Consider the following 21,435-nt stretch of genomic DNA (forward strand, 5'->3'; position numbering starts at 1 on the left):
GGGTGGTGCCTGCACGTTGCTTGTGAGGGGGCTTAGCTCCTCTTCCTGTCGATGTAGGATCGGGTGATGAGCAGCGCTGCAGCCGGATCTTCGAAACCCAGCCCCCGCACCGTCGTGCCGGAAGTGGAGACCGTGCTCGCGTTCGTGAACACGCGCGCGGACGGAGGCGGCCGGCGAGAGCTGTTCGGGGACGGGCGCTCGTTCGCGGCATGGCTCGCGGAGCACGACGAACTCGGCGGCGAAACCGTGGCGACCGATGCCGATGCCGCGGCCGCACGCGAGCTGCGTGACGCCCTGGTGACCCTGCTGCTCGCGCACTCGGGCGATGAGGAGGGTCTGGGCGAGGATCTCCAGCACGCCGAGCAACACCTGCGGCGCGCAGGTGCGCTCTACCCGCTGGCGACGGTGGTCACCGCCGGTGGTGTCGAGCTGGCGTCGCCGCAGACAGGGGTGCCGCGCGTGTTCGGGACCGTACTGGCCGCCGTGACGACCTCCGCGCAGACCGGCGACTGGGGGCGCATCAAGGCGTGCCGCAACCCCCCGTGCCATTTCGGTTTCTTCGACCGCACTCGCAACGGGGCAGGGCTTTACTGCAGTACCGGCTGCGGCTCCCAGGTGTCCATGCGCAGTTACCGCCAGCGGCAGCGCCGGGTGAGTGAGGCGCATCCCGAGGCGTGAGGCCGCGGCTCCACGCCGGCTTGCCGACCAAGTCGCTCGGTGAACCCTGTGCGATCACCGAGGCCGGCGCTCGACCGGTTGGACGGGCGGCCGTCCACGTCGAGGGAGGGTGGTCTGATCACCGATGGCCCCCGTTCGCAGGCCATCGCGGTGATGCGCGAGCGTGTCGGCCTGCCGCAACGTGGTCTCCATGAGTGGGTTTACCTGCTGGGACATCGTGATCAAGTCACTTTATGTGGAGATGCGTTCATGACGGCAAAGAGGCGGCCCGCTGCTATCCGGTTCCTCGTCGCGAGTACGGTTTCTGTGGTTGCAGTTACAGGGTGCTCGATGGAACGCAATGAGGCGGCAGGCGGCGAAGCAAGCGCTGTCACGGCACCCATCCCGGCCCCGACGGAACAGGTCGACAAGGATGCGGCGAAGGCCCTGCATGAGGAGTTGTCGCAGGTCGGACCCGAGAAGTTTACTGCAGCAGATTACAAACCGGGCAAGGTTCGGCACATCGTCCTTTTCAAATTCAAACCGGACACGCCCCCCGGGAAACAGGCCGAGACGATGAGGTGGTTCCGTTCCCTCCTGACGCAGGCGAAGCGCGACGGGAAACCTTACATCGCGTCTCTGGATTCAGGTATCCAGGCGAGCGGTGAGGAGACTGGGAAGGGCATGAAGCAGGGTTACGTGTTGACGTTCACCTCCGAAGGTGATCGGAACTATTACGTAGGAAAACCTGTTGTCACTGATCCGAAATTCTTTGACCCGGCACACGAGTCGTTCAAGAATTTCGCCCGGCCGCTCCTTGACGGTGCCATCGTTTTTGACTTCAACGCGAGTAAGTGATCGAGCAGTATGCGGCGATCGACGATGCCCGCGTCGCCGGCCCCAACCCGGCCACCCTCGCCTACGCGCTACGCACCCTTCGCCCTCCTCCTGGCCCTGGCATCGCCGTCATGCTCGTCCGGCGCTGGCCGGCCCAGGTGTCGGGCCACGCTGACTCGGTGCACCTGCCCGTCGTTCCTCGGCTGGCCCCGCCCTGTACTCCCGTATGCACGTTCGGTTAGGCTCGCCTTGCCTGGCGTGCAGATTCGGCTTCCGGTGCCGCAGGTGGCAACCCAGTAGGACGGAAAAGGCTGAGGCAGGGTGCAGTGAGAGACGGCGATCGGGCTTGTGCGTGTCGCGCGCCCGCTGGGGCGGGACGTCCATGCGGGTGACGGACCTCCCGGGTTCCGGCCCGGTGTCTGGGACGAGGCGCCATGGATAGGATCGCCGTCACGGCCGGAGCCCTGTACGTCATCGTCCTGCTCCGTGCCGGCGGGACGTTCGCCGTCGGGTGGCTCGCCGGGGCCGGTGCCCGCCGCAGCAGGTTTGCCGCGCGGATCTCCTCGGTGAAGTTCCGGCGCGCCGAGCGGGCGATCCAGCGGTGGGGCGCGCCTGTGGTGGCCGTCTCCTTCCTGACCGTCGGTCTCCAGACCGCCGCCAACTTCCTCGCGGGCAGCATGCGCATGCCGTTGCCGCGCTACCTCCCCGCCCTGTTCGTGGGCGGAGCGGCCTGGGCATTGATCTACGCGACCGCGGGGCTCGGCGTGCTCGAAGTGCTGGGAAGGCTCTTCGCCGAGCGGACGGCCCTCGGGGTGTCCGCCGTAGCCGGCCTCCTCCTCGTCGTGTGCGGGGTGGCGGTGTATCGCAGACGAAGGGCGGCACAGTCCTCCGGCGACACCGTGGCCGAGAAACCGTGAGCCCGTCCCGCGAGAAGGGGTGACGCGGCGGGCGAGAGGTCGCCCGCGAGGCCCGGCGGGTTCTGCATCGAAGTCGTCCGTCTGCGCCGGCCCGAGCGGCCCGACACCTGGCTCGGAACGAGTTCAGCGCTCTTCACCGTATGCCCTCGATCCGGCCGTTGGCCGTGACCGACACCCAGGGCGGCTGCTTCACGGCCCCCCCGCAGCACTTCCCGCTGCGGGCGACTACGAGGTGTCCCGTGTCGCGCAGGGTCAAAGGCTGGTGAGGATCTGCGGGCACAGGGTTTTGATCGTCGTGTTGGTCCAGCGCATCTGCCGGAGCGTCTGTGGGTGGCAGGAGGAGGCGAGGCCGAGCAGTGCGTCGTTCTGCGTGGCCTGTGCGGCTTGGGCGAGCATCTCCCAGTGCAGGGAGTTCTCGGCCGCGTCCAGGTGCAGCTGGCGCAGGTCCTGTAGGAGAAGCAGTCCGGGTTCGGGGCGTCGGCCGACGGCCTCGGACGCCTTCTCGCGGAGGGTGCTCAGCAGGTCGCCGGAGGAGGGGTCGGGTGCGCCGCTGAGGTCGAGGCCGTACTGCGCGGCGGCGTCCGAGAGGCGTTGGGTGTGTTCCCGTGACCAGGCGGCCAGGTCGGTGGCGACGTGATGGATCTCGTGATCGGTGCGGTGACGTTCGGCGACGGCTGCCAGTTCCCTGGCCAGGTGCCGCTCCCCGTGGTGAAGCGCCCGCAGGACCAGGGTGATGCCGTTCATCGGCTTCCTCCCTCGCCACCGAGTGCAGTGCCCGCTTCTTCGACGACGTGTGCTGCTCGCCCGCCGGTTGTGTCCAAGACGTGGCTGGCTGACGTGGGGGCTGACGCGGTGTTCGTCGGTGCGGGGGCAGGGGCGCCCTCCCCGCGCTCGATGAGGGTCAGGGCGGCGGCCGCCGTCTTGAACAGGGGCTGCTTCGAGGCGGGGTCCCAGTCGGTGATGGTCGTCTCGTTGGCAGCGCGGGCGGGGGTCGCGTCGTCCGGGCCGTGACCGGCGGGGGTGTCCCAGTAGCCGTAGTGGAACGGTACGAACAGCAGTCCCGGCCGGATGGCGGTGATGCGCAGCCGTCCCCGCAGCGCGCCGCGGGAGGTGGAGACTTCCACCAGGTCTCCTTCGTGGAGTCGGTGGGCGTCGGCGTCGGCGGTGGAGATCTCCACCCATACCTCGGGTGCGGCGGCGTTCAGCTGCGGGGCGCGGGCGGTCTTGGTGCGGGTGTGGAAGTGGTAGAGGGTGCGGCCGGTGGTGAGCTGGAAGGGGTAGTCCTGGCTGGGTTCCTCGTGCGGTGGCAGGTAGGCCGCGGCCTTGATCATCGCTTTGCCGTCGGGGTTCAGCGACCGGTACTCGACGACTTCGTCGGCTGCGCCGGTGATCAGGTCCTTGCCGTAGGCTTCGCACGTGTCGGGGTCGGCCCAGGTGATGCCGTCGGTATAGAGGCGTGGGGTCCCGTCGGGGGCTTGTCCGTTGACGGGCCACTGGATGCCGCTGCCTCCGCGGAGCTTGTCGTAGGTCAGGCCGGTGTAGTCGCAGGGGCGGCCGGCGCTGCAGCGTTTCCACGCCTCGAACGCGGTCTCGGCGTCGTGCCAGGTGATCAGTGGGCGGTCGTCCTTGTCGCGGAAGTCCATGCGGGCGGCGTAGTCGAGGAAGATCTCCAGGTCCGCCCTGGCCTCCCCCGGGGCGTCGACGGCCTTGTCGGACAGGTGCACGGTGCGGTCGGCATTGGTGAACGTGCCCGTCTTCTCCCCCCAGGTGGCTGCGGGCAGCACCACGTCCGCCAGCTGGGCGGTCTCGGTCAGGAACAGGTCCTGGACCACGACGAACAGACGCTCCTGGGCGAGGATGGAACGGATACGGGCCAGCTCCGGCAGGGACACGGCCGGGTTGGTACCGCTGATCCACAGCATGCGCAAAGAACCCTGTTCCGCGTAGCGGAACATCTGCATCGCGTGGGTGGGCGGCCCGTAGTGCGGGATCTTCGACGCATCGACGTTCCACACCTCGGCCAGCTCGGCGACGTGGGAGTCGTTCTGCCAGTTGCGAAAGCCCGGCAGGTCGCCGTTGGCGCCGCACTCCCGCGTGTTCTGCGCGGTGGGCTGCCCGTTCATCTGCAACACCCCCGCCCCGGGCCGACCGAGCATGCCCCGCACGAGGTGCAGGTTGTTGACCTGCACGGCGGCGGCCGTGGCCTGATGGGACTGGTAGAAGCCCTGCAGCACGGTGGATGTCAACAGCTGCGCCCGGCCGATGACCTCCGCCGCCTCGCCGATCCGGGCGGCGGGCACGTCACAGATGTCCGCCGCCCATTGCGGCGTGCATTCCTTCACCTGACCGGCCAGCTCCTCGAAGCCCACGGTGTGGGCCTCGACGTACCGCTCGTCGACGCATCCCAGCCGGATGACTTCGTGCAGCAGGGCGTTGAGCAGTGCCACGTTCGTCCCCGTACGGGGCGCCAGGTGGACCGTCGCCCTGGCGGCCACCTGGGTGGGGCGCGGGTCGACGCAGACCACGTGCGGCGGATCGGCGCCCTCGAGCCGGTCGAGGATGCGCATCCACTGCACCGGCTGCGTCTCGGCCAGGTTGTGGCCGAACAGGGCGATGACGTCCGCGTGATCGAAATCGTCATAGGTGCCGGGCTGCCCGTCGCAGCCGAAGGACTCCTTCAGCGCCTCCGCCGCCGTGGAGGTACACAGCCGCGTGTTGCCGTCCAGGTGGTTGGTTCCGATTCCCGCCCGGGCCAGCACCGCCAGGGTGTAGTACTCCTCCAGGAACAGCTGGCCGGAGGTGTAGAAGCCGATGGAGCCCGGGCCGCGCTCGGTCAGCAGCCCGCGGGTGTGCCCGACGATGCGGTCCATCGCCGTGTCCCAGTCGCACTCGGCGAGTCGTCCCTCCAGGCGGATCAGCGGCCTGCGCAACCGGTCGGCGGAGGCGTTGGCCTGCCAGCCGAAGAGGTCCTTCGGCCCCAAGCGCCCACGGTTGACCCGGTCGACGGCGCGCCCCCGCACGCCGACCATCCGTCCGCCCACCACCGCGATGTCCATGGCGTCACCGTCGGAATGCAGGATGGACGCGGCCTGCACCCACTGTTCCACCGCACCGGGCTCGATGCCCTCGGTCAGGTAGGTGTCCACCCGGTCCGGCCAGGATTCGTGCCGGCCGTACGGGGTGCGAGTTCCCCAGGGGTGTGCGATGCGGTCCACGGTGTTCACAGCTGCCTCCCGTACGTCGGCCCGGCTGCGGGGTCTTCTGTGGACGGCCGGGTGCCTCGCCCCCACGTCCGCTCGCCCTCGCCACGCGCTGCCATCACCTGTTTGGACCTGGTTGCCGGAGTTCGCCCCTCTCAAGGGGCCCGGTCAGGGGGTGGCGCAGCGGCTCTCGTGCGTGGTCAGCCCGGAAAGTTGCGTGGATCGTTTCCGGAGGTGTGCTCCGTGCGGATCTCGCCGTCGCGACCGAGGACGACGACTTGGAAGGGCTGGTACTCCATGCCAGCCGACGGGCCGCGGAGATCGCTTCCTTCCTCGAAGCCATGGGGACCTCCCGAGTGCGCTCATCCCCTTCGGTTCCGTTGTATACGCCCCGCCGCGGCCCCGCGAGGCGAGATCACAGCCGGACGCGCCCGCCCGTCATCGCCCGGGACCGGCCGACAAGGGGCCACGCCGCAGCCGGGGCGCCGTGACCGCGCCGCGACCTCGCCGCAGTCGTCCGTGACCAGGTCGGCCCCGCCCTGGTAGTGGGCATCGGCCCGGCTCTGCACGAGGCCGATCCGATCGTCGCGGTGCTTTTGCGGACCACCACGCCCACGTTCCCGGCCGCCCCGACGACGTTGAGCTGCACCGCCTGCTGCCGGCCCGGCTGGAGAGCGTGAGCGACCCGCGTCCCGATCGGTACTTCCAGCCGCTTCGCAGTGATCAACGGCTGGCCCGCTCCGGAGGGCCTGTCAGCGGCGCTCAACTGGTCCGTCCAGGCCGTGCGCGCCCGGATGGAGCCCAGCTCGCCCGTGGAGAACGAGACCGAGGCGATGCGGTGGGTTGGGGGGGAGCAGGCGGGGGAGGGGAGGCGGGGAAGTAACCTCCGGCGAACCCTCGACAGGGTTCGGGACGGACTCCGTCTATCCCGACCAGCGCATCCGGCGGGGTTCGGCCACCCACACCGAACGGCGCTACGGCACCCGGACGTGGCCCAGGCGCGTCAGTGGGGCCACGGGCTTCCGGGCGACGACACTGCACCCGCAGACGCCTCATCCGGTAGGGCGGAGGAGCAGGTCTCCTCCGGATCCGTGCCGGCCCACGAGGGCCGGGAGGTCCCGGCGGGCGGCTGCCTCGGCGAGTCCGTGCGCACCCTGGACGGTCCGGACGCCACCCCGCAGACGTACGGCGACGCGCTGCGCACGGCCAACGACATGGAACTGGCGACCTACGAAAGGGTACGGCTCGTCAGATCCAGCCGCTGCGTGCCGCATAGAGCGCCATCTGGAACCGGGTCATCGATCCGGCACGGGCGTTGATCGCCTCTATGTGGCGGGACAGCGTCCGCCGGCTGACGCCGAGGAGTTCGGCGATGGTTTCGTCCGTGACCCCCGTGGCCAGAAGTTCCAGGATGCGCCGGTGGATCGGTTGCAGGCCGCACGGTACGCGGTCGTTCAAGTGCATCGGCAGTGCTGTCCGCCACGAGGTCTCGAACAGACCGGCGAGCGCCAACAGCAGACTCGAAGGATGGACCAACAGCAGGTAGTCCTTGACCTCGGATTCGACGAACGACATCGACACGGTGGCCAGGCGCTGGTCGTAGATGCTCAGTTTCACGGGGACCGTGGGCAGGACCCGGGCCTGTTCCCCCGCGGCTATGCAGGGTTGGATGTTGATGCTGTAGTAGGTCGCGTTCTGAACGGCGGATTTGGAGTAGATGACCCGGTACTCCACTCCCTTTCCGAGATTTTCGATCTCGATCGGGTTGGCGGTGCCGTGCGTATGGTATGGCGGGGAATCAAATCGAAGGACTTCGAATTCGACGGCCTCTTCGAGGCTCCAAATGCGTTCGGCGACGTGCGGTCCCCTGATGACTTCGACCAAGTCCTCCTGCCCCTGCGGAGCCACGGAGCGCCGGTATCCGCGATACGCCTGCATGGCCGCTTGGTGCGCCTGGTGGACTTCGGCCGCCCGCGTGTGGACCATGCGTTCCAACGCGATCGACGGTTCGACCGGCGCGTGTTCGATGCCGTCCGTGCCGGTGCCGGTGCCGCTACCGGCGACGCCGGTCCCGGTGAGGGTGATCAGGCCCAGCCTGCGCAGGTGAGCCAAGTGCCGGTCCAGCACGCGGTCCTCGAACGAGAGGTCGTCCCTGCGGCCGCGGCGGTTGCCGCCCATCTTCGCCGCCAGTGCTTCCGTGGTGCAGGACCCGGTGCCAAGGAGGGTTACGTAGATTTCCGCCTGAATGCGGGTAAGGCCGAGGCGACACAAGTGCGCTCGTATATCTTCTTCGGGCATCGGACCACCCCCTGTGAGAATGGCGCAACCGCGTTCCGCCGACAGGCGGTGCGCGCGGCGCGGACGAGGCCGTCGTATGGCCGTGCGAACGAACTGCCGCGCCATCGTTGCACGTTGGGCGATGTGAAGGCAAAGAATTGCCAGCTGGTCGCACGGCTGCGCCCGGCGCCCCGGGAGGGGCGGCCCGCCGTGGCGCCCTTTGGCGCCACCGGCCATTACTGGCCACCGCTCAGGGGCGCGGGGGAGTACACCAGTGGTGCCCCGGAACAACCGGGGCCAGGACTTCCACTTCCCCCCGGAGACATCCGTGTCCTTCCAACGCCCGCACCCGACGTACAGGTCGATCAGCGTGGCCGTGGCCGTGGCGACGGCCACCGTCGTCGCCGTCACGCTGACCGCCGATCCCGCCGCGGCCGGACCCGCCCACGGCCACGTGCGGACCGCCGCCGAGCCGATACCCGGCCGCTACCTGGTGGTCTTCAAGGAGGCGCCCGCCTCCGCACGGCGCGGCCCGGACCGTGACGCCGCACACGCGGCGGCCACCACCACGGCGGCACGCTTCGCACGCACGCACGGCGGTACCGTCCACACCGTCTTCAGCACAGCCCTGCGGGGCTACGCCGCCGAGATGACCGCGGACCAGGCGGCTCGGGTAGCCGCTGATCCCGAGGTCTCCTACGTACAGCAAGACGGCCTGCATGACGCGTCATCGAGCCAAACCGACCCGCCGTGGGGCCTGGACCGCATCGACCAGCGCAACCTTCCGCTGGACAGCACGTACACATTCGCCGAGACCGCCCACAACGTCACCGTGTACTTGGTGGACAGCGGCCTTCGCACCACCCATTCCCAATTCCAGGGGCGGGCCGCGATCGGTGTGGACAAGGTCGGCGACGGCCGCAACGGAGCCGACTGCACCGGCCACGGCACCCACGTCGCCGGAACGGTCGGAGGCAAGGACTTCGGCGTGGCCAAGGGGGTCAAGCTGGTGGCCGTACGCGTCACCGACTGCCGTGACAAGGCCGCCACCTCTGCGATCATCGCAGCCGCCGACTGGATCACCGCCCATGCGGCCAAGCCGGCCGTGGTCAACATGAGCATCAACGGCGGGGGCAACTCCGCCGAGGACGATGCGATCAAGCGCTCCATCGCCTCGGGGGTCACCTGGGTGGTCTCCTCGGGCAACGGCAACACCAACGCCTGCAACAACTCTCCGGGCCGCATCGGCGCCGCCATCGTCGTCAACAACGCCACGTCCGACGACGCCCGCCGGTCGGACTCCAACTTCGGGCCCTGCACCGACCTGTTCGCCCCGGGAACCGCAATAGCCTCGGCCGGACACCAGAGCGACACCGCCAGCCGCGTACTGACCGGCACGTCGATGGCGGCTCCCCATGTGACGGGAGCCGCCGCCCTCTTCCTGGCGATGCACCCCGATGCAACTCCCGCCGAGGTCCAGAGCGCTCTGATCGACGCCGCCACCACCGGCAAGGTCCGCAGCGCGGGGAAGGACACCCCCAATCGGCTGCTCTTCACCGGCGGCCAGTAGTAGACGCCGCCATCGCGGCACGCCGACGCACGGGGCCGGCCGCACGCCGTCGGCTGCCCACCCGCGCCAGTGGCAACCGCGGGCCACCGCCGGCTGCCTCACGGAGGTAGAACCGACGCCGGAACAACCCCGTCCACAAGATTCCTCTCCCCACCCCGAGCCCCGGCCGGTCCACCACGCCACCGCACCCCTCAGCGCGTCGCCGGTGGACCGGTCGGTCCCCCCGCAACCTTCATGGAGCAGACATGCACGAACCGGAACCGAAGCAGCGGCACCACGCGAGGAACCTGCTGATCGCGACCTCCATCGCGGCCCTCATCGGCGGCGGATTCATGGTCAGCGCATCCGCCGGTCAGGCCCCGGCCGGCCCTGCAGCGGCCGGCACCGCCGTAGCCCAGCTGGCCGAGCCCGGAGCCGAGCTCGGCACCGCGCACATCAGCGGTGACGCCTCGCAGGCGACGTCCGCCGGCGAGCGCCGGGTGTGTGCCGACGGAGCGGGTTGGATGAGGCTGCGGTTCGCCGATCTGACGCTCCGCGGCAGTGACACCGTCACGCTCGCCGGCTCCTCCGGGGACACCTACACCCTCACCTCCCGCAACGGCACCGGCAAGGCGTTCTTCACCCGGGCGTTCAGCGGCGGCTGCGTGACGGTGACCCCGAGGCTCTCCCAGGCCGGGAGCAGCTATTCGATCAACGGCTACCAGTCCGGGAAGGAGGCCCTGGCCAACGCCTCCGTCAAGATCGCGGCGGCCGGTGACATCTGCGGCGAGGCCTGCAACCAGACCGCCTCCGTGGTGAGCGCCATGGCACCCGCAGCCGTGATCACCGCGGGCGACAACGCCTACGAGTCCGGCACGCTGTCCGAGTTCAACGGGTCCTACGACAAGAACTGGGGCAAGTTCAACTCGATCGTCCACCCCGCGCCGGGCAACCACGAGTACAAGACCTCAGGAGCGAAGGGCTACTTCGACTACTACCAGGGCAAGGGCGTCACGACGGGCGACCGCGACAAGGGCTACTACAGCGTGGACGTCGGCGACTGGCACCTGGTGTCGCTGAACTCCAACATCAGCACGGGCGCAGGCAGCGCACAGGAGAAGTGGCTGCGCGCGGACCTGGCGGCGAGCACCAAGCCGTGCACGCTGGCGTACTGGCACCACGCCCGCTTCTCGTCCGGTGACCACGGCGACAGCAGCGGCACGGCCCCCCTGATGAAAGCGCTGACCGACTTCAAGGCCGACGTGGCGGTCTGGGGCCACGACCACCACTACGAGCGGTTCGCACCCGCGATGGCCGACGGCACCAAGGACACCGCCAACGGCATGCGGTCGTTCGTGATCGGTACCGGAGGCCGGGCCCTCTACAGCACGCGCAGCACCTCGGCCGGCCCGTCCGAGGTGTTCAACAACAACACCTACGGCGTCGGACAGTTCGACCTGACCTCCACCGGTTACTCGTTCACCTTCAAGCAGGTCGCCGGCCGCACCTTCACCGACTCCGTCAGCGGAACCTGCCACGCCAAGGGCAACGACCCGGGCCCCTCGCCCACCCCCACCCCCACACCGACCTCCCCCGCGCCGACCTCCCCGGCGCCCACGCCTGATCCCGAGGGCCCGGTGAAGTCCGGAACGACGTACCAGCTGGTCAACGTCAAGTCCGGCAAGGCCCTGGACAACCCCGGCAAGACGACCGAGGGGGCCCAGCTGGTGCAGTGGACCGCCGGCAACTTCACCAACCAGAAGTTCACCGCGACCAGGAACTCCGACGGCAGCTACCAGCTCAAGGTGAAGAACAGCGGCCTGTGCGTCGCGGTCGCCCCGGGGTCCACCAGCGACGGGGCAGCGGTCCAGCAACGCGCCTGCGGCTCGGCAGCGGACCAGAAATGGAAGATCGCCGCTGCCGGAGGGGGCGGGCTCACGGTGACCGCACAGCACAGCAGCAAGTGCCTGGACGTCTCGGGCGGTTCAACGGCGGACGGCGCCCGCATCGTCCAGAACGCCTGCGACGGGCGCAGCAGCCAGCAGTGGAAGTTCAACACCGCCGGCTGACGCCCGCCCGTCGGCCCACCCCGCCCTGATCCCCCTCCGCCGGAGCGTCATGATGTACTTGTCACAGGCCAGAGCCACCGACCCGAGCCGCGACGCCGCGGCCCGGACACCCGCATCGCCCGGGACCCGCGGCGGCACCACGAGATCGAGGGTGCCCGCCACCGTCCTGGCCCTGGGACTGGTCAGTCTCGTCACCGACGCTTCGGCGGAGATGGTCACGGCGATCCTGCCGATGTACCTGATGTACGGACTGGGCGTCGGCTATCTGCAACTCGGCGCCCTCGACAGCCTCCACACCGGTGCCACCGCCCTGTTCCGGATCGGCGGCGGATACGCCGCCGACCGGTTCGGGCACTCCAAGGCCGTCGCCACCTCCGGATACGCGCTCTCCGCACTCACCAAGCTCGTCTTCCCCGCGGTGGGATCCGCTCCGGCGGTCGGCGCGCTCGTGGCGGCCGACCGTGTCGGCAAGGGCATCCGGACCGCACCACGCGATGCGCTGATCACCGCTGCGGTCCCCGCGGGCGAGCTGGGCAGGGCCTTCGGTGTCCACCGCGCGATGGACACCTGCGGCGCCCTGCTCGGACCCCTGATCGCCTTCGCAGTGCTCCTGGCGGTCCCCGGCGGGTACGACACGGCCTTCCTGGTCAGCTTCTGCCTCGCCGCCGCAGGCGTCGTGGTCATCGTGGCCTTCGTCCGCCGGGGCCCGGTCCCGACACCGCGCGAAAGAGGTCTCGGGCTGCGTGAACGCCTCGCCTCCCTGCGCGACCCGGCCATCCGCCGCTGCACCCTGGCGGCCGCGCTGCTCGGGCTGCTCACCGTGGGCGACATGTCCTTCTACGTCGGCCTGCACCGCAGGCTGGACGTCCCGGCCGAGGCGCTCCCGCTGCTGCCCATCGGCACGGCGCTCGTCTTCATGACGGCGGCGGTGCCCCTGGGTGTCCTCGCCGACCGCATCGGCAGGTGGCCGCTGTTCCTCTGTGGCCACCTGTCGGCGCTCGCCGCGTACGTGTTCCTCTGGCTGGCACCGTTCACCGGCTGGCCGGCCACCGCCCTCGTCCTCTGCCTGTACGGCCTCTTCTACGCCGCCACCGACGGTGTCCTGATGGCGCACATATCGCCGCTCATACCCCGGGCGGCACGCACGACGGGGCTGGCCGTCGTGCAGACCGCGCAGTCCCTCGCCCGGGCCGGCGGCGCGCTCACCTTCGGCGCCGTCGCCGTGCTCAGCGGGCTCGGAACGGCCTTTGCCGTGTTCGGCTGCGCGTTCGTGGCTGCGATCGCCGCCGCCCGCCTGATCCACCGACCCGGGAAGAACTCATGAACGTCATCCGCACCGCGAGTGCAACCGCCCTGATCGTCGCCCTGCTCGGCTCGGCCGCGGCGACCGTGGCCTGGCGGGGGGCCGCCGCCGATGCGGGCGCCGGCGAGCTGCGCCTCGACGAGCCGGGCACCCTCGTCGTCGTGGACGCCAAGGGCCACCGAGTACGCCAGACGAACGGGGAGGGCAAGGCGCTCGCCACCGGACCTGACTGCCGTCGCGCCGCCGTGGCCGCCGGAACCCTGGTCTGCCTGCGGGGACTTCCCGGCCCGTTCTCCTCGGAAGTCCGCGTCTACCGCTCGGGGAAGGCCAAGCCCGAGGTCACCCTGCCCGTGTGGGGCAACCCGAGCAGGGCTCGCGTCTCCCCATCGGGCCACCTGGTCGCCTGGACGGTCTTCCGCTCCGGTGACTCGTACGCCGCCTCCGGCCAGTTCTCCACCACAGCCGGGATCTACGACCTGCGCAACGGCAACCACTACGGCTCCCTGGAGGACTTCACCGTCCTCGGCGACGACGAACACAGCCGGCCGGAGGACAGGAACTTCTGGGGAGTCACCTTCGCCGCCGACGACCGGACCTTCTACGCCACCATGTCCTCGAAGGGGAGCACCCACCTCGTGCGCGGCGACCTCGTCACCCGCGAACTCACGGCACTTCACACGAACGTGGAGTGCCCGTCGCTGTCGCCCGACGGGACACGCATCGCGTACAAGAAGAAGGTCGGCGCCGACTGGCGCCTCCATGTACTGCACCTCCAGACGGGCGAGGACACGGCGCTCGCCGCACCCGCAGGCATCGACGACCAGGCCGCCTGGCTGGACGACGACACCATCGCCTACGGCAAGGCGGATCGAGGAAAGCCCTTCGTCTACACGGTGCCGGCCGACGGATCCGGAAAGCCGGTCGAGCTGGTCGAAGGCAGCTCCCCGTCCGTGACCACGAGCGAGCACTGACGGCCGGGGCCCTGCAATCGACCCACCTCCCGGGCGGCCCGTGTGACGTCCCGAGCACCGGACGCCGGAGCACGCCGCCGAAGCCGCTCCTGGCACGTCCGGGCCGCCTGCGACCCGCCCACACCCACACCACCCCCCGACGCTGACCGCCCAGTGAGGAACAGCCCCATGCACCAGCACCACCGCCAGCACGCCGCCCCGGCCCACCGGAGTGCCTCGCCGTTCGTCTCCCGGGTCGTGCACGACCGACGTCCGAAGGATCTACGGACCAGACCTGCGGAAACCGCCGGGGGGCCGGATTTCGCAGCACTCTTCGCCACCCGGGACCATGTGGGGAGGGGCGAGGACCGCCGGGAACGCGGATGGCAGCTCACCCCTCGTACCGCCCACCTGCTCCACACGGTGCTGGTCGTGCTCGCGGACGAGGCCTACGACGACGCACAGCACCTCGGGGACCGGTTCGTGCCGGAAGTCGGCTCCGCGACCTTGGAGGTCTTCGACCGGCTGCCCGCGCACACGTGGACGGCGGACCACCGTTGGCGGCGGCGGATGGCGCGTGCCTTCCACGACCTGGCCGGCGACCTTGCCGACGGCCTGCGGCCCACCCCGGTCTGCGCCGCTGAGCAGATGGCCCTTCACCTCGCCTTCGAGGATGCTCCCGCCCACCTGGAGGGCCTTCGGGAGGAAGACGACCACCACGCCCTCCCGGAGCACGAGGACGATTACAGCTACTCCCGCCTGCTGTTCCAGCACCGGGACGTGCCGATGCCCTGCCTCGCCGAGTGCACCGGCGGCGAATCGAGAGCCGATCGTTCGCGCCGAGGCGCGCAGAACCGGACGCCGGCGCGATTGTCGTACTGACGCGCTACAGTGTGCGCCGCGGTCGAGACGGCTGATTGCCGTGCTCCTGGGGCAGTGCCCGCCGCAGCACCCTTTTGACATTCCGTCGGGGTGCACGGGGGCGGGCCGCTCGGCTGTTGTGGCGCGTCCCCGTTCGGAAACCGAGAAACAGCCAGGAGATCCATGAGGAAGAGAGCGCGGAGAGCGAGCATGCTCGCCGCCGCCACCGCCGTCGCGGCCACGGGCATGTTCCTGGCCGCACCGAATGCCAGCGCAGGAACGTCCGACGTGGCGAACCCTGGCTTCGAGAGCGGCAACGCGTCCTGGAACGAGAAGGTGACCCCGTTCGCCGGGCATCCCATCAACAACTCCTCCGCGTGGCCGGCACACTCGGGCACCGGCAAGGCGGAGCTGGGCGGCCAGGGCCTGACCGGTATGAGCCGCATCTCGCAGCAGGTCACGGTCCCGGCATCCCGGGTTCCGGTGCTGACGTTCTGGGTGCGCAGCGACGTGGTCCACAGCGGGACGAGCGGCTTCGGCTTCCGCCAGCTGATCGTTGAGGCCACGGCGGAGGACGGAACGCCCTACGAGCTGCACGACCGCATGAACAAGGCGGGGACCAACGGTTCTTACGAGCAGGTGACGGTCACGCTGCCGGACGCCTTCTACCAGTCTTCCCCGCAGAAGGTGAACATCACCTTCACGGTGATCGAGGACGCGGCGAACCGGATGCCGTTCCTGATCGATGACGTGAGCATGGAGTACCGCCTCAAGAAGATCGACCGCCCGGTGATCATCCCCGGCGGCATCTTCCGGCCCATCGGGGGCTGAGTCCCTCCCGCGGCCAGGGCGGCGCGGTCCGACTCCCGCCCCCCGCGGCCGCGGTGTCCCGCCCTCCGGCTGGCTGACCGACGGCTCTCCGCCCTCCGGGCGGAGAGCCGTCACCGTCGAGGGTTCGACTGCCGAACGGCTACGACCCGCGCAGACGGTGGGTTTCGCTCGCACTCCTCCGCGCCGGGGTGGTGGTCGCGGCGGGCGGTGCGGGCGGCGCGGAACCTACGAGCGGTCCACGCGGTGAGGGCGAGGAGCGCGGTCGCGGTGAGGTTGCCGAGCACTTCGTGGAGGAGGAAGTCGCGCAGGCTGGTCCAGATCATGTTCGGCTCCGGTCTGGGAGATGTGGCGAAGCGGGCCCGGTGCGACTGTGCGTACTGATCTCATGAGTCCAGCGCCTTGGCGGGGCGTCGGAGCTGGTCGGCGGAGCACGATGCCTGGACATCGCTGGTCTGGGCTGGACAACGGGGGAGCGGATGCCGGGGCGACGGAGGCGGTTCGTCGAGAGGCCCAAGGCGCACGAGTTGGCCGTGTTCATCGTCCGGATCACGGACCCGCGTTCGACGCAGGAGGTCTTCGACCTCATGGGGGCGCCCAGCCGGGCGACGTGGGCGAAGTACATGAACGGCTCGGCGGTCATCCCCAAGCGGACGCTCGGCGCCCTGGTGGCGAAGGTGTGCGGGTCCGACCACCACAAGCGCGACGCGTACACGCGAGCGGCGAACCGGCTGTGGAAGGCCGCCGACGACGAGTCCCGGCGTCCCCAGGAGGACGGCGCCGAGTCAGCCCTGATACAGATGCACGAGCGACTCGCTGCGGCGCTGGAAGACCGGCACCGGGCCGAGCTCGTGGCCGCGAAGGCGAACGCCACGGTGGGCACCCTGCGGGACATGGGCGCCCTCATGCAGTCACTGATCGACTCCACGGCGGCGCAGCTGCGATCGGCCACGGACCGCGAGAGGGCGGGGCTGGAGCTGCAGCTCGTCGAGGCCCGGCGGCGGGCGGAGCGGATCGAGGAGGAGCTGCAGAAGGCGCAACGCCGGCGCTACACCGCGGAGCAGGCCCGGCAGGCCCTGACGAGGGAGGCGCTCGCCGCGCGCCGGGAAATGCTTCGGCTGCGGCAGGACATCGAGCGGATCGCGGTCCCGGACACGTCGCCGCCCGCGCCCCCCGCACAGCCGCTGGTGCCGCCGGGGGCGATGGAGGCCTTCGACGACACGCTCGAAGACATCGCGAGCGAAGGCGCGGAGGACGACGGCGAACTCGCCGGTGTCGTCGAGCGGGTGAACCTGTTGCCGGACGGCCTCGCCGAGACGCCGTCCGCCGTCGTCGGCGTGGTCGTCGGGCGCGACGGCCACGGACCCGCCTCGGCGGCGGACGACGCAGAGGGGCCGGCAGCGGTCCCGTGGTCCAGGACGGCGGTGGAGAACGGTCCGACCACCCCGGTTCCCGGCACCCGTGGTGAGCCGCGGAGCCCGCTCCTGCACCGGCTGCTGTCCGGCCCGGTGCCGGTCCTCGGGAGCGGTCTGCGGGACGTACCCGTCCGGCCCGCGGACCCGCCGGACGGCGGCGGGGGCCGGGCCGGTCGAGGTGGTGGACGGCGTGCAGGGGCCGGGTACCGGGGGTCCACCGCCGTTACCGTCTGCCTCGCCCTGGTGGCGACGCTGACCGTGGCGGGGGTATGGGACCCGCAGTTCTCCGGCGAACCGGAACGCGGCTCTCTGGACGGCCACGACGGAAGCCGCCTGAGAGTCGGCGTCGCGATCGACGCGCCCGGGCTGAGCGAGCGGGACGGCAGCAGCTTCCACGGGTTCGAAGCAGCCGTGGCCGTGGGGCTCGCCCAGGAACTCGGCTTCCGGAAGGAAGCACTCCAGCTGATGGCGCTCAAGGCGGGCGAGCGCGTGGCGGCGCTCCGGCAAGGGCGGGTGGACCTGGTCGTCGAGCACGTCGAGACCACCGAGGTGCGCAAGCGGGACCTCGTCCTCGTCGGCCCCTACCTGAGGAGCCATCACGGCGTGCTCGTCGACAAGGGGAACAAGGCCATCACCTCCCTGAGGGACCTGGCCGGCCGGAAGGTCTGCACGCGCGAGTACACCCCGACACACGAAGGCCTGCTCAACGACAACCACGCTCTCGTCGTGACCCGGCGCGACCTCGGTGATTGCGTCGCGGCCCTCCGCGCCCACGAAGTGGACGCGGTCGTCGACAGCCAGGTGGATCTCTATGGGCACACCCAGAAGTACGGGGACGTGGAGGTGCCGCCGGCAGCGACGGACGGGCAGGAGGCGGCCCTCTACGCGGTCGCGCTCCCCGCGGGCGCGCCGGGAGACTCGTGCAGAAGGGTGTTCCGTGCCCTGCAGGAGTACGTACGGAACCGATGGGAGGAGGACTTCCGGTCCCAGCTGGGCAGCGTGGTCAAGGCGTTCCCGACTACCTGGACCGCCTTCGCCCCCACCGAAGGGCAGATGACCCGGACCTCCTCGTGCACCGGCTGAGTACGACGACCGCGGCCCGAACGGCCGTACCTGAGGGAGGGGCTCTCCACGTCCTTCGTGAGTGCCTGTTCGGGAGTCCGGATCCGTCTGGGCTCCGGTGGTCTCCAGCCGTCAGGCCTTCAGGGCCGACCGGCCTCGTGAAGGACGGTGGTCAGACGTGCCAGCCCCTCCGGCCCGTGGCCGCCGGCGACGGCCCGGTCGATGACGTTTTTCGCCGCGGTGAGCATTCCCGCATCGATTCCGTGGCTGACGGAGGTGTTGATGACGTGGGTGATACCGGAGGCCGCGGAAGCGATGGTGGATCGGTCCCCGGAGTAGCGGCCGGTTTGGATCTGCTGGGCGAAACGCTTGATCATGTCGGGAAGGAGTCCGCCGATTCCGGTGGCGAAGGTGGCGAACCGTTCGGGTGCGATGCCCTCGGCCGACGCGAGAGCGAAGGCGTGCACGATGCCGTTGACCGACGTGGCGAAGATGTCCAGGAGCGCGACCTCGTAGGCGGATGCCTGGCCGGGATCGTCCCCGAGATGCACCGCGGTGCCGCCCACGGCCACCATCGTCTCCCGAGCGGCCTCGTACACGTCGCGGGCGCCGCTGAAGAGCACGGTGGCGGACGGAGTGCCGATCGCCTGTGTCGGGGTCAGTATGGCGCCGTCCAGGTAGCCGATCCCGCGTGCAGAAGCCCACCGCGACATCCGGCGGGCCTGAGCCGGCTCTCCGCTGGTGAGGTTGACCAGCAACCGGTCCCCCCACTCCGCCGGCGACTGTTCGAGCGCGGCCCGCACCGCTTCGTAGTCGATCAGACAAACAATGATCAATTGTCCGGCCCCCACCGCGTCCTGGACGGAGTCGGCGGCCACCGCACCCCGTTCGAGAAGGTCTGCGGCCTTTCCCGGCGTGCGGTTCCACACGGTCACCGGGTGGCGGGCGTCGAGGAAGGCGGAGGCGAGGGCGCGGCCCATCGGCCCGAGGCCGATGACGGTCACGGGCGTGAGCCGGGTGTTCTCAGCAGAGGCTTCGGTCATGTCCTGAACGCTAGACCTTCACATTGACGTCAAGGTCAAGCGCTGTTGGACTCGTCTTCATGAGGATCGGTGAACTGTCACGACACACCGGCGTGAGCCGGCGCTCCCTGCGCTATTACGAAGAACAGGGACTGCTCACCCCGACGCGCCTGCCGAACGGATACCGCGACTACGACGAACACACCGTCACCACCGTGCGACGCATCCAGGTCCTGCTCTCCGCAGGACTCGGCACGTCCGCCGTCGCAGAGATCCTTCCCTGCGCTGTGGACGACAGCGTCGTCCTGTCCGGGACGTGCCCCGAACTCGTTGACGGCCTGGCGAAAGAACGCCGCCGCATCGACGCGTCGATCGACGACCTGGTCGCCGCTCGCGACATCCTCGACTCCCTCATCGGACGCCCACTGCACGCCCAGGCCGCCGTCCCTTCACGGTGAAGGCGATGGATGGCCGGCCACGTGCTCGCAGGACAGGCCCGTGGGCGACTCGCGTGCGGGCGCGCACAAGCTGCCTCCGCGCCGTGGCTGAACGTCGCCTACGCCGGGCGGCAGGTGCGGCCTTGGGTGTGGTCGCGTACCAGCACGGCGCCGGCTTCCTTGACGCACGCGTCCTGTGCGTTCCTCTGCGCGTCCTGTCCGGCCGCGATCTCCGCCAGATTGCCCTGGTGTACCGCCTGCACGAACGACGCGTCCGCGCTCCCGGGACTGGGCACGGCCATCACCGAAGGTGCGCCCATCCCCACCGCCGCTGCCACGACCACTGCTGCCGTGGGACCCCCGCTGCCCGGACAGGAGACTGGTCGGTCCGTCCGGCGACGAGACCGCCGCAAGGTCGTCCGGGAGTCGGCCCCTTTCATGCCAGGCGGCTACCCGGCTCCCCGCGCTCCACTCCTGGCCTGCCACGGCCCGGGCGCCGGTGCTGCTGCCGTACCCGGCGACTATCGGCACGGCCGCGGCCGCCGCCGGCCGCAGCCACCCGTGGCAAGGGCGCCGTCGCCCCGGCCAAGGGCGGGTCAGCCGCCCGACAGCTTCTCCTGCAACCAGTCGAAGACGACCTCGCAGTGCTGCTGAGGCGCCATCGGGGAGCAGTGCAGCTGCGCGCCGGTGGCCGCGGTGAGCTTGACGTAGTCCTTGGGGGCCTTGAGCTTGTCGAACATCTGACGCGGCTGGCCGGGATAGAACTGCTCGTCGTCGTAGTCGAGGACCAGAGTGGGCATCTTGATGCGGCCCACCACGTCCGTGATGTCCAACGACTCGATGATCTTGGCGGGAGTGTAGAAGTCGGTGAACATCTTTCCCTTACGGGCGTCGAGCATCGCCGGCACGGAGAAGGGCTCGAAACGCTTCTTCAGCGTCGCGGCAGCGGATGCGGGCAGCTCGGGAACCACCTCCTTGTTCCAGATGTCGTTGGTCACCTGTTTGTCCGGGGTGAGGATCTTACGGATCTCCGCAGGAAAGCCCAGCCAGGGTTCGAGCACGCCGGGCATCGCCACCAGGGCCGCGATCCTGTTCTCGAAAGCCGCGGCACGGGGGGCCAGGTTGCCGGCCATGCTCAGCCCGGTCAGGGCGATCTTGGCGGTGTCCACGTCCGAGCGGACGGTCAGCCAGTCGACGAGCGGCGTGACCACGGTCTCCCAGCGCGGCGTGAAGATCACCTGGTCCACGAAGAGGAGCTGCCCCTGGCCGGGCCCGTCGTAGACGAGTGCGTTCCAGCCGCGCTCCAGAGCGGCCGGGACGCCGTAGGTCCACATGTCGACGTTCTGTCCGTCGCTGCCGTTCGTGAGGATCACGGTGGGGCGCCGCTCGCCGGAGTCGTCCGGCCGGAAGAACCACACGGGCAGCGGGCTCTCCCCGTACGGGATGTTCGCCGTCACCGGTGCCGGGTCGCACAGCGCGCAGAACCTGTCCCAGGCGCCGCGCCCGGCCTTGTACAGCTGCTCCTCGCTGCCGGGGTCGTCGGAGCCCAGGACGAAGAACAGCGCCTGGCCGTAGTACTGCGCGGCCCGCAGTGCACGGAAGCGTGTCGTCTCCGTCCCGGGCTTGCTGCCCTGGGGCGCCCCCATCAGCTGATCGCCGAGTTTCTTGAAGGTCTCGGTGTACGTCTGTGCGGAGAGGCCGGCCTTGTTGATCGCGTTCACGGCGGTGAGTACCTCGCCCACCTCACCCGCGCCCTGACCGGACGCGCCGAGCGCGAGGAGCCCGCCGAAGTTGAAGCCCGGGTCCTTGAAGAGCGTCATCACCCCGGGCGTGGGACCGCCCGCCGCCGCGGAGGGCGACGCCGTGCTCACGCGAGGTGGCGCATTCCCGGGCATCGCGCCCGACGCCGTGCACCCGGCGGCCAGCAGAGCCCCGGCCCCACCGACGAGCCCCGCAAGCGCGGTGCGGCGAGTGGAGCCGGACGCGCGATCGCTCGATACGTTCGTCATACCAGCCGAACGTACGACCCGCGCCTGCGAACCCCTCTCCGC

At 70.0% G+C, this 21,435-nt stretch carries 18 protein-coding genes; 11 read left to right on the plus strand and 7 right to left on the minus strand.

Annotated features, from left to right (window positions below):
- The first annotated feature begins 66 nt into the window (after window positions 1–66).
- The 3 genes from ACZ4VL_RS28450 (at window position 67) to ACZ4VL_RS28460 (ending at window position 2,411) form a co-directional block, all read left to right on the plus strand.
- A complete protein-coding gene (locus ACZ4VL_RS28450; RefSeq protein WP_468205318.1) occupies window positions 67–678 on the plus strand; it encodes a CGNR zinc finger domain-containing protein in 612 nt (203 codons plus the stop codon).
- A gap of 330 nt (window positions 679–1,008) precedes the next feature.
- Window positions 1,009–1,515 (plus strand): Dabb family protein, encoded by a 507-nt coding sequence (locus ACZ4VL_RS28455; protein WP_468205320.1) that lies wholly within the window; start codon window positions 1,009–1,011, stop codon window positions 1,513–1,515.
- Window positions 1,516–1,928: 413 nt separating this feature from the next.
- Complete coding sequence (locus ACZ4VL_RS28460; RefSeq protein ID WP_468205323.1) at window positions 1,929–2,411, plus strand: DedA family protein; 483 nt, start codon at window positions 1,929–1,931, stop codon at window positions 2,409–2,411.
- 252 nt (window positions 2,412–2,663) lie between these two features.
- Here ACZ4VL_RS28460 and ACZ4VL_RS28465 read toward each other — a convergent pair whose 3' ends face one another.
- From ACZ4VL_RS28465 to ACZ4VL_RS28475, 3 genes are all read right to left on the minus strand, one after another.
- Window positions 2,664–3,155, minus strand: coding sequence for a hypothetical protein (locus ACZ4VL_RS28465; RefSeq protein WP_468205326.1), 492 nt, complete (start codon window positions 3,153–3,155; stop codon window positions 2,664–2,666).
- On the minus strand, window positions 3,152–5,635 hold the full coding sequence (locus ACZ4VL_RS28470) for a molybdopterin oxidoreductase family protein (RefSeq protein ID WP_468205329.1): 2,484 nt from the start codon (window positions 5,633–5,635) through the stop codon (window positions 3,152–3,154). Before ACZ4VL_RS28470 ends, ACZ4VL_RS28465 begins: the two co-directional genes overlap by 4 nt.
- 1,224 nt (window positions 5,636–6,859) lie before the next feature.
- A complete protein-coding gene (locus ACZ4VL_RS28475) occupies window positions 6,860–7,909 on the minus strand; it encodes a helix-turn-helix domain-containing protein (RefSeq protein WP_468205331.1) in 1,050 nt (349 codons plus the stop codon).
- Between the two features lie 307 nt (window positions 7,910–8,216).
- On the opposite strand from ACZ4VL_RS28475, the gene ACZ4VL_RS28480 reads away from it, so the two are divergent.
- The 6 genes from ACZ4VL_RS28480 (at window position 8,217) to ACZ4VL_RS28505 (ending at window position 15,451) form a co-directional block, all read left to right on the plus strand.
- Window positions 8,217–9,458, plus strand: coding sequence for a S8 family peptidase (locus tag ACZ4VL_RS28480; RefSeq protein WP_468205333.1), 1,242 nt, complete (start codon window positions 8,217–8,219; stop codon window positions 9,456–9,458).
- Between the two features lie 245 nt (window positions 9,459–9,703).
- Entirely contained in the window at window positions 9,704–11,506 is a 1,803-nt protein-coding gene (locus ACZ4VL_RS28485; protein WP_468205335.1) for an RICIN domain-containing protein, read from the plus strand.
- Between the two features lie 151 nt (window positions 11,507–11,657).
- Window positions 11,658–12,830, plus strand: coding sequence for an MFS transporter (locus ACZ4VL_RS28490; RefSeq protein ID WP_468205337.1), 1,173 nt, complete (start codon window positions 11,658–11,660; stop codon window positions 12,828–12,830).
- The gene (locus ACZ4VL_RS28495) at window positions 12,827–13,780 is read left to right on the plus strand and encodes a TolB family protein (RefSeq protein WP_468205339.1); all 954 of its coding nucleotides are present in this window, start codon (window positions 12,827–12,829) and stop codon (window positions 13,778–13,780) included. Before ACZ4VL_RS28490 ends, ACZ4VL_RS28495 begins: the two co-directional genes overlap by 4 nt.
- A gap of 168 nt (window positions 13,781–13,948) precedes the next feature.
- A complete protein-coding gene (locus tag ACZ4VL_RS28500; RefSeq protein WP_468205341.1) occupies window positions 13,949–14,641 on the plus strand; it encodes a hypothetical protein in 693 nt (230 codons plus the stop codon).
- Between the two features lie 162 nt (window positions 14,642–14,803).
- The gene (locus ACZ4VL_RS28505) at window positions 14,804–15,451 is read left to right on the plus strand and encodes a hypothetical protein (protein ID WP_468205344.1); all 648 of its coding nucleotides are present in this window, start codon (window positions 14,804–14,806) and stop codon (window positions 15,449–15,451) included.
- A 110-nt stretch (window positions 15,452–15,561) separates the two neighbouring features.
- On the opposite strand, the gene ACZ4VL_RS28510 is transcribed toward ACZ4VL_RS28505, so the two are convergent.
- Window positions 15,562–15,774 carry a hypothetical protein gene (locus tag ACZ4VL_RS28510; RefSeq protein WP_468205346.1) on the minus strand — a complete coding sequence of 71 codons (213 nt, stop codon included), beginning with the start codon at window positions 15,772–15,774 and terminating at the stop codon, window positions 15,562–15,564.
- Between the two features lie 207 nt (window positions 15,775–15,981).
- Here ACZ4VL_RS28510 and ACZ4VL_RS28515 point away from each other — a divergent pair, with 207 nt between their 5' ends.
- Window positions 15,982–17,946 carry a transporter substrate-binding domain-containing protein gene (locus tag ACZ4VL_RS28515; protein ID WP_468205397.1) on the plus strand — a complete coding sequence of 655 codons (1,965 nt, stop codon included), beginning with the start codon at window positions 15,982–15,984 and terminating at the stop codon, window positions 17,944–17,946.
- A 119-nt stretch (window positions 17,947–18,065) separates the two neighbouring features.
- Here ACZ4VL_RS28515 and ACZ4VL_RS28520 read toward each other — a convergent pair whose 3' ends face one another.
- Window positions 18,066–18,968 carry an NAD(P)-dependent oxidoreductase gene (locus tag ACZ4VL_RS28520; protein WP_468205349.1) on the minus strand — a complete coding sequence of 301 codons (903 nt, stop codon included), beginning with the start codon at window positions 18,966–18,968 and terminating at the stop codon, window positions 18,066–18,068.
- A 59-nt stretch (window positions 18,969–19,027) separates the two neighbouring features.
- Between ACZ4VL_RS28520 and ACZ4VL_RS28525 the strand changes: the two genes are divergently transcribed.
- Entirely contained in the window at window positions 19,028–19,405 is a 378-nt protein-coding gene (locus tag ACZ4VL_RS28525) for a MerR family transcriptional regulator (RefSeq protein ID WP_468205351.1), read from the plus strand.
- A 98-nt stretch (window positions 19,406–19,503) separates the two neighbouring features.
- Here the strand turns inward: ACZ4VL_RS28525 and ACZ4VL_RS28530 are convergent, their stop codons facing one another.
- Complete coding sequence (locus ACZ4VL_RS28530) at window positions 19,504–19,680, minus strand: DUF4142 domain-containing protein (protein WP_468205353.1); 177 nt, start codon at window positions 19,678–19,680, stop codon at window positions 19,504–19,506.
- A 300-nt stretch (window positions 19,681–19,980) separates the two neighbouring features.
- The gene (locus ACZ4VL_RS28535) at window positions 19,981–21,204 is read right to left on the minus strand and encodes an alpha/beta hydrolase family protein (protein WP_468205355.1); all 1,224 of its coding nucleotides are present in this window, start codon (window positions 21,202–21,204) and stop codon (window positions 19,981–19,983) included.
- Window positions 21,205–21,435: the final 231 nt, after the last annotated feature.

The organism is Streptomyces sp. NPDC029014 (genome assembly GCF_055564695.1).

Coding starts and splice junctions, on each gene's coding strand:
- ACZ4VL_RS28525 (WP_468205351.1), top strand. CDS start 19,028: ATGAGGATCGGTGAACTGTCACGACACACCGGCGTGAGCCGGCGCTCC.
- ACZ4VL_RS28535 (WP_468205355.1), bottom strand. CDS start 21,204: ATGACGCTCTTCAAGGACCCGGGCTTCAACTTCGGCGGGCTCCTCGCG.
- ACZ4VL_RS28510 (WP_468205346.1), bottom strand. CDS start 15,774: ATGATCTGGACCAGCCTGCGCGACTTCCTCCTCCACGAAGTGCTCGGC.
- ACZ4VL_RS28455 (WP_468205320.1), top strand. CDS start 1,009: ATGGAACGCAATGAGGCGGCAGGCGGCGAAGCAAGCGCTGTCACGGCA.
- ACZ4VL_RS28475 (WP_468205331.1), bottom strand. CDS start 7,909: ATGCCCGAAGAAGATATACGAGCGCACTTGTGTCGCCTCGGCCTTACC.
- ACZ4VL_RS28495 (WP_468205339.1), top strand. CDS start 12,827: ATGAACGTCATCCGCACCGCGAGTGCAACCGCCCTGATCGTCGCCCTG.
- ACZ4VL_RS28460 (WP_468205323.1), top strand. CDS start 1,929: ATGGATAGGATCGCCGTCACGGCCGGAGCCCTGTACGTCATCGTCCTG.
- ACZ4VL_RS28500 (WP_468205341.1), top strand. CDS start 13,949: ATGCACCAGCACCACCGCCAGCACGCCGCCCCGGCCCACCGGAGTGCC.
- ACZ4VL_RS28520 (WP_468205349.1), bottom strand. CDS start 18,968: ATGACCGAAGCCTCTGCTGAGAACACCCGGCTCACGCCCGTGACCGTC.
- ACZ4VL_RS28465 (WP_468205326.1), bottom strand. CDS start 3,155: ATGAACGGCATCACCCTGGTCCTGCGGGCGCTTCACCACGGGGAGCGG.
- ACZ4VL_RS28505 (WP_468205344.1), top strand. CDS start 14,804: ATGAGGAAGAGAGCGCGGAGAGCGAGCATGCTCGCCGCCGCCACCGCC.
- ACZ4VL_RS28485 (WP_468205335.1), top strand. CDS start 9,704: ATGCACGAACCGGAACCGAAGCAGCGGCACCACGCGAGGAACCTGCTG.
- ACZ4VL_RS28450 (WP_468205318.1), top strand. CDS start 67: ATGAGCAGCGCTGCAGCCGGATCTTCGAAACCCAGCCCCCGCACCGTC.